The 11,780-nt window shown below is 43.6% G+C and carries 10 protein-coding genes; 4 read left to right on the top strand and 6 right to left on the bottom strand.

Features of this window, described 5'->3' with window-relative positions:
* Positions 1-20: 20 nt before the first annotated feature.
* From folP to rlmE, 3 genes are all read right to left on the bottom strand, one after another.
* A complete protein-coding gene (folP, locus tag AB6C75_RS01050) occupies positions 21-851 on the bottom strand; it encodes a dihydropteroate synthase (RefSeq protein ID WP_372043799.1) in 831 nt (276 codons plus the stop codon).
* 89 nt (positions 852-940) lie between these two features.
* Positions 941-2,911, bottom strand: a complete 1,971-nt coding sequence (gene ftsH, locus AB6C75_RS01045; protein WP_029223088.1) for an ATP-dependent zinc metalloprotease FtsH — start codon at positions 2,909-2,911, stop codon at positions 941-943.
* Positions 2,912-3,018: 107 nt separating this feature from the next.
* The gene (gene rlmE, locus AB6C75_RS01040; protein ID WP_009847548.1) at positions 3,019-3,648 is read right to left on the bottom strand and encodes a 23S rRNA (uridine(2552)-2'-O)-methyltransferase RlmE; all 630 of its coding nucleotides are present in this window, start codon (positions 3,646-3,648) and stop codon (positions 3,019-3,021) included.
* Positions 3,649-3,762: 114 nt separating this feature from the next.
* On the opposite strand from rlmE, the gene yhbY reads away from it, so the two are divergent.
* Positions 3,763-4,059 (top strand): ribosome assembly RNA-binding protein YhbY, encoded by a 297-nt coding sequence (gene yhbY / locus AB6C75_RS01035; RefSeq protein WP_004734509.1) that lies wholly within the window; start codon positions 3,763-3,765, stop codon positions 4,057-4,059.
* A gap of 124 nt (positions 4,060-4,183) precedes the next feature.
* Here the strand turns inward: yhbY and greA are convergent, their stop codons facing one another.
* On the bottom strand, positions 4,184-4,657 hold the full coding sequence (gene greA, locus AB6C75_RS01030) for a transcription elongation factor GreA (protein ID WP_009847549.1): 474 nt from the start codon (positions 4,655-4,657) through the stop codon (positions 4,184-4,186).
* Between the two features lie 515 nt (positions 4,658-5,172).
* On the opposite strand from greA, the gene AB6C75_RS01025 reads away from it, so the two are divergent.
* Both AB6C75_RS01025 and dacB read left to right on the top strand, forming a co-directional pair.
* The gene (locus tag AB6C75_RS01025) at positions 5,173-6,201 is read left to right on the top strand and encodes a porin (RefSeq protein WP_372106459.1); all 1,029 of its coding nucleotides are present in this window, start codon (positions 5,173-5,175) and stop codon (positions 6,199-6,201) included.
* Between the two features lie 112 nt (positions 6,202-6,313).
* Complete coding sequence (dacB, locus tag AB6C75_RS01020) at positions 6,314-7,747, top strand: serine-type D-Ala-D-Ala carboxypeptidase (RefSeq protein WP_372106457.1); 1,434 nt, start codon at positions 6,314-6,316, stop codon at positions 7,745-7,747.
* Positions 7,748-7,855: 108 nt separating this feature from the next.
* Here the strand turns inward: dacB and AB6C75_RS01015 are convergent, their stop codons facing one another.
* Both AB6C75_RS01015 and tyrS read right to left on the bottom strand, forming a co-directional pair.
* Positions 7,856-8,701: a magnesium transporter gene (locus AB6C75_RS01015; protein ID WP_009847552.1), complete on the bottom strand. Its 846-nt coding sequence runs from the start codon at positions 8,699-8,701 to the stop codon at positions 7,856-7,858.
* A gap of 428 nt (positions 8,702-9,129) precedes the next feature.
* On the bottom strand, positions 9,130-10,317 hold the full coding sequence (gene tyrS / locus AB6C75_RS01010) for a tyrosine--tRNA ligase (RefSeq protein WP_004734518.1): 1,188 nt from the start codon (positions 10,315-10,317) through the stop codon (positions 9,130-9,132).
* A gap of 129 nt (positions 10,318-10,446) precedes the next feature.
* Between tyrS and AB6C75_RS01005 the strand changes: the two genes are divergently transcribed.
* Positions 10,447-11,736 (top strand): peptidoglycan DD-metalloendopeptidase family protein, encoded by a 1,290-nt coding sequence (locus AB6C75_RS01005; RefSeq protein ID WP_372106454.1) that lies wholly within the window; start codon positions 10,447-10,449, stop codon positions 11,734-11,736.
* Positions 11,737-11,780: the final 44 nt, after the last annotated feature.

Below are 11,780 nucleotides of genomic sequence, written 5' to 3'. Positions count from 1 at the left end.
TTGATTTTCCTTAATTATGATTAGTGATTGTTATTCATCACTTCGATTATCTTCATCGCTTCCAATGTATCTTCAACATCGTGAACGCGAATAATTTGTGCACCTTTCATTGCTGCGATTGTTGCGCAAGTAACGCTAGCGACCATGCAGTCAGCTGGGACTTTGTCTAGTAGCTTAAAGATCATCGATTTTCTCGACATCCCCGCTAAGACAGGCAAACCAAGCGTATGAAACTTTTCAAGGTGCGCTAATAAATGGTAATTGTGTTCGATGGTTTTACCAAAACCAAAACCAGGGTCAAGAATCAGCTGCTCTTTTGATATACCGACCGCCTCACAAGCTTCGACCCTTTCTTGTAAAAAAGCTTCGACATCTGTTAGAACATCTTCGTAGCTTGGATTGGCTTGCATGGTTCTTGGCTGACCTTTCATGTGCATCAAGCAAATAGGTACATTAGCCTCTGCGGCCACTTCTAGAGCTCCGGGCTCTTGCAGTGCGCGTACATCATTGATCAAATCCGCCCCTGCTTCAACAGCTTGGCGCATCACCTCAGCTTTGCTGGTATCAATCGAGATCCAAACATCAAACTTGGCGCGAATCGCTTTAATCGCCGGGATAACTCGAGCTAACTCCTCCTTTAAGGACACCTCTGGAGCACCCGGACGAGTCGACTCACCACCAATATCAATAATGCTAACGCCAGCCTGAATCATTCGCTCTGCTTGCAGTAAAGCATTATCTAATGAATTGAATTTTCCGCCATCAGAGAAAGAGTCAGGCGTAACATTGAGGATACCCATCACATGTGGGCGGTCTAAAACGAGCGTTTTATTGTGTGCTTTTAATATCATGGAAGGTGGGTCTTAAAGGTAAAAAACATCTTGGCCTAGAAACAGAAAAACCCTGAGCGTACTCAGGGTTTTAATTAATAGCTTAGCGATTAAGAATCTTTGTTTTGAGCGTCATCTGATTCAGATTTAGCTTCTTCAACTGTCGACTCTTCAGCTTTTGGCTCGGCTTCGGCTTTCTCTTCTGATTTAGCTTCAGGTTTAGCTTCTTCCTTTGCAGGTTCTGCTTTCGCCTGGTCACCCCAACCAGCAGGCTCACGAATGTCGTCTTTGCGTTCCATCAAGTCATCAATCTGACCTGCATCAATCGTTTCAAACTTCATTAGCGCATCTTTCATCGAGTGCATGATATCCATGTTCTCTTCAAGAATCTGTTTCGCACGAGCATAGTTACGGTCGATAAGAATACGAATTTCTTCATCGATTAATCTAGTTGTATCGTCAGAAACATGTTTCGCTTGGCTCATGCCGCGACCTAGGAAAACTTCGCCTTCCTCTTCAGCATAAAGAAGAGGACCTAGTTTTTCAGAGAAGCCCCACTGCGTAACCATCTTACGAGCAATATCAGTTGCACGCTCGATATCGTTAGACGCACCAGTCGAAACTTTGTCTTTACCGTAGATAAGCTCTTCAGCAAGACGACCACCGTACAAGCTAGAGATCATTGATTCTAGATGCTGGCGAGACATGCTTACGCGGTCTTGCTCAGGTAAGTACATAGTTACACCAAGCGCACGACCACGTGGGATGATTGATACTTTGTACACTGGATCGTGTTCAGGTACCAAACGACCAACGATTGCGTGACCTGCTTCGTGGTAAGCCGTTGACTCTTTCACTTCCTCAGACATCACCATTGAACGGCGCTCTGCACCCATCATGATTTTGTCTTTCGCAAGTTCAAACTCAACCATAGATACATTGCGTTTGTTACCACGAGCAGCAAATAGAGCCGCTTCGTTAACAAGGTTCGCAAGGTCTGCACCAGAGAAACCTGGAGTACCACGAGCAATCAGAGATGGTTCAACATCACCTGATAGTGGCACTTTACGCATGTGTACTTTAAGAATCTGTTCACGACCACGTACATCAGGTAGACCAACCACAACTTGACGGTCAAAACGACCAGGACGAAGTAATGCAGGGTCTAGTACGTCTGGACGGTTAGTCGCAGCGATAACAATAATACCTTCGTTACCTTCGAAACCATCCATCTCAACCAGCATTTGGTTAAGTGTTTGCTCACGTTCATCGTGACCACCACCAACACCAGCGCCACGTTGACGACCTACCGCATCGATTTCATCGATAAAGATGATACAAGGCGCTGCTTTCTTCGCTTGTTCGAACATGTCACGCACACGAGATGCACCAACACCAACAAACATTTCAACGAAGTCAGAACCAGAGATAGTAAAGAACGGTACTTTCGCTTCACCAGCAATCGCTTTTGCAAGCAATGTCTTACCCGTACCAGGAGGACCGACCAACAGGATACCTGTCGGGATCTTACCACCAAGCTTTTGGAAGCGGCTTGGGTCACGAAGGTAATCCACAAGCTCTTTCACGTCTTCTTTTGCTTCGTCACAACCAGCAACATCAGCAAACATCGTTTTGATTTGTTCTTCACTCATCATTCGAGCTTTGCTCTTACCAAAAGACATTGCGCCTTTACCGCCGCCGCCGCCTTGCATTTGACGCATGAAGAAAATCCACACACCAATCAGTAAGATCATTGGGAACCATGAAATGAAGATAGTGCCAAGCAGGCTCTGCTCTTCAGGTGGTGTACCCTGAACTTTTACGTTTTGATTAATTAAGTCATCAAGTAGCTTTTGATCATAAACAGGCATGTAAGTTACATACTTAGAGCCACCACCACGACGTGTGAAAGTGATTTCGCTGTTATTGAACTGTGCGTCTTGAATCTGGCCTTGGCCAACTTCCTGTACAAACGTGGTGTAATCTACTGCTCTGCCGTTACTTTCCCCAGGGCCGAAGCTCTGGAATACCGACATCAACACTACCGCGATAACAAGCCACAGAATTAAATTTTTTGCCATGTCACTCAAGGTGTAAGCCTCTCGATAACTAATTGTAATTAAAGGTAGGGTACTACAGTTTGTAACCTGTAGCCATGTTGTTAACTCTCACTCTTGGAAGAGAATCGTTAACCTTTGTAACCAGTTGCTACGATAAACACTTCACGAGAGCGAGCTCGAGAAGAGTCGGGTTTTCTAACTTTGACTGTTTTAAACATCTCACGGACGTCCTTAACATATTGGTCAAACCCTTCGCCTTGGAATACTTTTACAACAAAACTACCATTGGTAGCTAGAACTTGTCGACACATATCCAAAGCTAATTCAACTAAATACATAGCTCTTGGCTGATCCACAGAATTGTTGCCTGCTATATTAGGTGCCATATCAGACATCACGACATCAACCATGTTTGGTTGTATACGTTCCAGCAACGCATCTAGCACAGCTTCTTCGCGGAAATCGCCTTGTAAAAAGCTCACTCCAGCAATCGGATCCATTGGTAACAAGTCACACGCAATGATTTGACCGTTGTCTCCGATAATCTTAGCAGCATATTGAGACCAACCGCCAGGCGCTGCACCCAAATCCACAATGGTCATCCCTGGAGTCAGCAATTTATCTTTCGTTTGAATCTCTTCCATTTTGAAATAAGCACGCGAACGATAGCCTTTTTTTCTGGCTTCATTTGCGTACTTGTCGTCGAAGTGTTCCTTCAACCAACGGCCTGAACTGGCCGAGTGTTTCTGTTTGCTCATTGGATACCTAAATTGGAGGAAAGTACTAATTGCTGAATAAATTATAGTCTTCAGCTTTAGATGGCGTTAAAATAGGTTTTTTCAACCCTAATACTAAATAAAATTGGCCGCGTAATGAACCTAAGTACCAAACAAAAGCAGCATCTAAAGGGCCTAGCTCACAGTTTAAAACCTGTTGTGCTAATGGGCGCAAATGGACTTACTGAAGCTGTTCTAGCGGAAATCGAATTAGCTCTAGACCACCACGAACTGATCAAGATTAAAGTTGCATCAGAAGACCGTGAGACTAAGCAACTGATTATCGATGCAATTGTACGTGAATCTAAAGCTGAGAAAGTACAGACTATCGGTAAAGTTCTAGTACTGTTCCGTCAGTCAGAAGCACGTAAAATCGAGATTCCACGCAAGTAAGCGAGCTTAATATAAGCTAACTTCATTAAAAGAAAGCCACTGCGCTTAGCTTTTAGTGTAGCGTGAGAAACGAAAAAGGTCGCATTAGCGACCTTTTTACTTATCAAAAACAAAGAAAATTCAATTAGATGTATTCTACTTTGTCGATTTCGAAGTCTTTATCACCACCAGGGGTAGAGATCAGTACTTCATCGCCTTCCATCTTACCGATAAGGCCACGTGCAATTGGGGATTTCACAGAAATGCGACCCGTTTTGATATCGGCTTCATCTTCAGAAACGATTTGGTAGCGGAATTCTTCATCCGTATCTACGTCAATCAAAGTCACTGTCGTGCCAAAGATAATCTTACCTGTGTTATCCATCTGCGTTACATCGATGATCTGAGCCAGTGATAGCTTATATTCAATATCTCGAATTTGAGCTTCACAGATACCCTGCTCTTCACGAGCGGCGTGGTATTCAGCATTCTCTTTCAAGTCACCGAGTTCACGAGCTTCACCAATAGCTGCTGAAATAATAGGACGTAGCTTAAGTAGGCGATCTAATTCGTCACGTAGCTGCTGAGCGCCACGTACTGTCATTGGAACCTTTTCCATTTTTTACCTCTATGCCAAAGCTTTCTTTGGCCAACATAAATCCACCCAACATACTTATTGGGTGATAGAAACAAAACGATTTGGCTTAGTGTAAACAAAGTTTATGGCTAAATCACCTTTATTCCACTTTGCGTTATAAAAGCTTTATCTAGGTCTAAATTACAGACATCACAAAAATGAATAATAACCTCACCATCAATAAGTTAGTGATAAAATATCTAAAAAAAACAAAAATAAACCAAATAAACACAGATCACACTTTTATAAAAATCACATAAAATCAACAACTTAAACATAGTCAAACTCAATAAAACAGTGTGCATAATTTTTATTGATATCATTTTACTACCTGATGGTGGAACTTTAGGGTTAAAAAGTACCCCACGGATTGTTCTGGCAAGTTTCACGCTTTTGTTCTAAGCATGATTATGAAGCTTGATTAATACGAGCAATACACAAAAAGGATTCAAATCCTTGATAAATACCTTTATGGACAGTAATTAGGAATTAATAACATGAACAAGACTATGATCGCGCTTGCTGTATCTGCTGCAGCTCTTGCTACTGGTGCTAACGCTTCAGAACTATACAACCAAGACGGTACTTCTCTAGAAATGGGTGGCCGTGCGGAAGCTCGTCTATCTATGAAAGATGGCAAAGCGTCTGACGAATCTCGCATCCGTCTTAACTTTCTAGGTAAAGTTGAAATCCAAGATGGCCTATACGGCGTTGGTTTCTACGAAGGTGAATTCACTACAGCTGACTCTACAGCAACATCGAATGATAACGGTTCTGACCTTGATAACCGTTACACGTACGCTGGACTTGGCGGCACATTTGGTGAAGTAACTTACGGTAAAAACGATGGCGCACTAGGCGTAATCACTGACTTTACCGATATCATGGCTTACCACGGTAACTCTGCTGCAGATAAACTAGCGGCTGCTGATCGTACTGACAACATGCTTTCTTACAAAGGTCAATTCCAAGACCTAAGCGTAAAAGCAAGCTACCGTTTTGCTGACCGCTCACTAAACAACGCTAAAACTGACTACGTTGATAATGGTGAAGACGGCTACTCTCTATCAGCTATCTACGCTATTGGCGAAACTGGTGCTAAGCTAGGTGCTGGTTACGCAGATCAAGATCAATCGAATGAATACATGCTGTCGGGTTCTTACTCAATCTCTGACTTGTACTTCGCTGGTGTATTCACTGACGGTGAAAAGCAAACTACAGGCACTATCAAAAATAAAGCTGTTGATTACACAGGTTACGAGCTAGCAGCGGCTTATACTCTAGGCCAAACTGTATTCTCAACTACGTATAACAACGCAGAAACTGATAGCGAAACGTCTGCTGACAATATTGCTATCGACGCAACGTACTACTTCAAGCCTAACTTCCGTGGCTACGTATCGTACAACTTCAACCTAATCTCAGCGGGTGATAAGATCGGTACTACAGATCTAGCTTCAAACGGTGTCGCAACTTCTGCACAAGCTGAAGACGAGCTAGCTCTAGGTCTACGTTACGACTTCTAATTCTGATTATCTAATTGATTAATTAGTTAATTGAGAATCAAAACGCCCGCTCTATAGCGGGCGTTTTTTATATCTGTATACTGAAAACATCAGTCATCCAAGAAAACCTTCTATGCGCCTTCTATCCAGCTTACTCCTATGTGGTTTGTCACTGTGTAGCTATTCAATTAGTGCTTTCGAATACCTCCCTCTAGATAAACTGCCCGATGGCAGTAGCACAAGCTTGATACTGAAGTCATTGAGTGATGATTCGAGTGAGTTGAACACCAATAGCGATGGCTTTTACCCTCCCGCCAGTACGTTAAAGCTAGTCACCGCTTTGGCAGCCAAATTGGAGTTAGGAGATAATTTTAACTACACGACCAGCATTGCGCGTTCTAATAAAGATGTCGTGATCGCATTCAGTGGTGACCCTACACTACAAAGAGAGCATCTAAAAAACCTTTTAGATCAATATGCTAAATCGAAATCTAAAACAATCAAGGGCAACTTATACCTCGATAACTCAGCTTTTACTGGCTATCAACGAGCGGTTGGTTGGCCTTGGGACATTTTAGGCGTTTGTTACAGCGCTCCCTCTAGTGCAATGACCTTAGACAGTAACTGCGCACAAGCCTCTATTTATACAAAAGATAACGGTACAACACGCGTATATATCCCAGCTCACTATCCGATAGACGTGACGACCACTGCCGCCACGGTAACTCGCTCTGGGCAGAAGGCAACACAATGCGACTTGGAGCTCATAACGACACCAGACAACACTTACAAGCTCTCTGGTTGCTTAGTTGAGCGTAAGAAACCACTGCCGCTCAAGTTCGCGATTCAAAATCCAGAGCTTTACACCTATCAAGTCGTTACATCGATTCTTAAAGAACTGAGAATTGAAGTAAAAGGCAATGTGGTCGTTGGTAAAAAAGATAAATCAGGCAAAAGCACGTTAATCGCAAGTCACAGCTCAGAGAAACTTCCCGAACTGATTAATATCATGCTCAAGAAATCAGACAACCTGATCGCTGACAATCTAACTAAAACGCTGGGTGCGACATTTTATGTTCAACCGGGCAGTTTTAATAACGGCACTGAAGCGATAAAGCAGATATTACTGACCAAAGCCGATATTGACCTAAGCCAAGCACAGTTGGTCGATGGTTCTGGGCTATCCAGAAATAACCGCATGACCTCGCAAACCATGGCTCAAGTGCTTCGTTATATCTGGGAAAACGACCAACAGCTCAACCTGATTGAGGCTATGCCTACATCTGGTACTGATGGAACGCTCAAATACCGTCAAAGCATGCGAAAAGCACCAATCCAAGGCAACATTATTGCCAAAAGTGGTTCTTTGTATGGGAGCTACAACATGGCAGGCTTTGGTTTAGATAAAGCGGGAAAACCAAACTCTCTATTTGTACAGTTTGTCCGTGATTACTTTCCTGACACACCAGATCCAGAAAAACCAGTAGAAGCACCCATCACCCAGTTTGAACGAGCTTTCTACACAGATGTAGTTGAATTCAGTCAAACACAGAGCAAACCTAAATAATGTTCAACTCTGTTTAAGCTTCTACTTAAGCAATAAAAATGGCGCTGAAGATCTTGAATCTTCAGCGCCATTTTTGTCTCTAAGGTGCTTTTAGCTATTTTATAAACGCTAAGCGATCCCTAAGAATGAATTAACCACAGTGAAGTAGATCCACATTCCAGAGATATCCACTATCGAAGCCAGTACAGGGCTCACTAACACAGCAGGATCAAGTTTGAAGAATCGAGCAACTATCGGTAACCCGCCGCCGAGTACAGTTGATATGGTCACTTGAATAAACAGAGCAACAGCAATCGCGTAAGCAATCATATTAATGTCGTAACCACCCGTTGACTGGTTGTCACTGAATAATAAGATTCGGCCAATCATCACCAAGGCGATCGCAAGAGCTAAACAGATAGCAACTCTAAGCTCTTTCCATAGAACGTTGGCCCACTGGCGTTTCTTCAATTCCCCTGTGGCTAAGGCCCTAATGACCAAAGTCGCAGCTTGTGTTCCTGTGTTGCCACCCGCGGCAGCGATTACCGGCATATAGATAGCCAGAAGTACTAGCTGGCTAAGAATGTCTTCATACTGAGCAATGATAAGCCCAGAGACGATGCCCAGCAGTGCTAAGGCAATAATCCAACCGATACGCTGCCTAACATGGCTAAGCACTCCAGTTGAAAGGTAACCCTGTTGTGGTTCAACCTCTGAGTAGATCAGCCCTAATTGGTGAGCTAGATGTCGAGAGCGCTTCTCAAAGCCCTGCTCTTCTAGCTCACTAAGTAAAGTCTGAATCGTACTAAGAGAGCATTGCCCAAGCACTAACACCGCATCTTCAAGTGGCATACGGTTCAAAAGGTTAATTTGTTGCTCACGTCCGTACTGTTGAAAAGCATTCGATACAGCTTGGATGTCTTGCTCTGAGTACAGAGCTTCAATAGATAAAAAAGTGTTGTTCATTACCGTCATGGCGAATCTCCCGATTGGCAAAGGTAACGACCATCAAAACAAGTAGCCGATAGAGAATACCCCGAGAGTATAAAGCTGTGTACACCAAGAGCGTATAGCTATATACATCAAGAATATACGACTAAGCGCACCAAGAGCTTAAAGCACTGATGTGTCTACTTGTTAGAATCTAGAGTGTGGAAAAGAATGAGGGGGAAAAACAAAGATACCCTACCTGAACGGAAGGATAATAGATCAATACCGAGACAGGTTATTCTTCTCCATTCAAACTAGGAGGATGGTCGGTATTGTTCATAAAAATCTCCAAAATTACTGTCAGCTCGACAGCGCGCATAGTGTAGCAATCCTGTAAAAAATTCTTCGTCAACTTTCTGTCAATAAAAAAGGCATCCGAAGATGCCTTTTCTATAAATCATTGAGATTTAATATTACTTAATAGTAATACGAGCAAACTTACGCTTACCTACTTGGTAAACCGCAGTACCTGCTTCAGGTACGAATTTGCTGTCTTCAATCTTCTCGCCTTCAAGCTTAGCAGCGCCTTGCTTGATCATACGCATCGCATCAGAAGTCGAGTTTACAAGACCTGCTTCCTTTAGAACGTTCGCAATTGGTAGGCCTGCTTCGAATTCAAATTCAGGCATTTCATCAGGAACTTGGTTCTTAGCAAAACGGTTAACGAACTCTTGCTCAGCCGCTTCAGCATCGGCTTCGCTGTGGAAACGAGCAATGATCTCTTTAGCAAGAAGTACTTTCACGTCACGAGGGTTTTTGCCCGCCTCAACGCCAGCCTTCAGTTCCGCAACTTCTTCAAGAGGACGGAAAGACAGTAGCTCGTAGTAGCTCCACATTAGATCGTCAGAGATAGACATGATCTTACCAAACATCTCGCTTGGTGCTTCACTAATACCGATGTAGTTGTGCGCTGACTTAGACATCTTCTTAACGCCGTCTAAACCAACAAGTAGTGGCATCATTAGTACCGCTTGTGGTTTTTGACCTGCAGCTTTTTGCAGTTCACGACCCATTAGAAGGTTAAACTTCTGGTCAGTACCGCCAAGCTCAACATCGCTCTCTAGTGCAACAGAGTCGTGACCTTGAAGAAGTGGGTACATGAATTCGTGGATTGCGATCGGTTGACCACCAGCGTAACGCTTTTTAAAGTCATCACGCTCAAGCATACGAGCTACAGTTTGGTTAGAAGCAAGACGAATCATGCCTTCTGCACCAAGCTCAGATAACCACTCAGAGTTGAAACGAATTTGCGTTTTCGCAGGATCTAGAATCTTGAATACTTGCTCTTTGTAAGTTTCAGCATTCTTCAATACGTCTTCACGGCTTAGCGGTGGACGTGTTGAGTTCTTACCTGATGGATCACCAACCATTGCTGTGAAATCACCGATAAGGAACGTCACTTCATGACCAAGCTCTTGGAAAGCACGAAGCTTGTTAAAGATAACCGTATGGCCTAGGTGGATATCTGGAGCGGTTGGATCGGCACCCAGTTTAATGCGTAAAGGACGACCTTCTTTTAGTTTCGCAATCAGTTCGTCTTCTGGAATCAGTTCTTCTACGCCACGTTTGATCTCGGCTAGTGCAGCTTCAATACTCGCCATTCTTGTTCACTCCCACAGATTTGGCAAAAATATAATAATTAGACATCTTACTTGAATAGCGATGTATTTTGAAACCAGTTACACTATTCCGTCGTCTATTTTCATAATATTTACAGAACGAACCGGAACATGTTGTCTATTTTTGCACGCCTTCCCATTTTGCACCGGGCATTTATCGCATTTTTTAGTGCCGTAATTTTTATCGCTATTTTCTTACTCCCCGACGTCAACAGCTTACGTGACGATACGGGAGCTTTAGTCGTTGGAAAACACTACCCACTGACGATCAGTGCATCAGCACTTGTTAGCTCAAGTGACGCACCACCGACGGCAGTACTCAAATGGGAGAAATACACCGTTCGCTCTGGCGAAAGCACCTCTGTTTTATTTGAACGTATTGGCCTTTCATACCGTTTGCTGATCACTCTACTCAATACCAACAACGATATTAAAAAGCAGCTGTCCAACCTAAGACCTGGCGACGTATTACAATTCGGCTTTGATGAAAACAACGACCTTATTCAGTTGAAGCGACAACTTAGTGCGTTTGAAAGCTTCAAGATCACTAAGTCTGGCGATTCATTCTCCTCTAGCTTCGACAAAAAGGAAGTGGCCTACCAATACAACTATGCCGAAACCAACATCACGTCTAACTTCTGGAACGCCGGCGTCAATGCAGGCCTAACTGCAAACCAAATTATGGAACTGGCGGGCATCTTCGGTTGGGATATCGACTTTGCGTTGGATATTCGCAACAACGACAGCTTTAAGATTTTGTACCAAGAGAAAGTCGTTGAAGGCGAAGTGATAGGTCGCGGCAAGATCATGGCGGCAGTATTCAAAAACCAAGGTGATTCATTTACCGCGGTATTAGATGATAGAAGCGGCAACTACTTCGATGAAAATGGTCGTGCCATGAAGAAAGCCTTCTTGCGCTCACCGATTGATTTTCGCCGTGTAACATCGAACTTTAACCCTCGTAGAAAACACCCAGTAACCGGTAAGGTTCGAGCTCACCGAGGCACCGACTACGCAGCCCCTGTTGGCACACCTATCTGGGCAGCCGGTGACGGTATTGTTCAGAAATCGGGTTATAACCAATTCAATGGTAACTACGTGTTCATTCGCCACAGCAACACCTATATCACTAAATACCTGCATATGAAGCGACGTATGGTAAAAACAGGTCAGCGCGTAAAACAAGGCCAAACCATTGGTACTTTGGGCGGTACAGGCCGTGTGACTGGCCCGCACTTACACTATGAATTCTTGGTCAATGGCGTACATAAAAATGCGCGAACCGTGAAATTACCGCAATCTAAGTCGTTAACCGGTAAAGCAAAAGCAACCTTTATTGCCAACTCAGAGATTCGACTGAATAACCTTGAGCGATACGGCCAGTTACTAGCGACTAATTAGGCAACTAGATACCAATTAGGTTAAGAGCCCTATAAACCAACGAA

The sequence above is a fragment of the Vibrio sp. 10N.237.312.B06 genome (assembly GCF_041464685.1).
Lineage (GTDB): Bacteria > Pseudomonadota > Gammaproteobacteria > Enterobacterales > Vibrionaceae > Vibrio > Vibrio tasmaniensis_A.
This window is presented reverse-complemented; position numbering and strand designations above follow the sequence as displayed.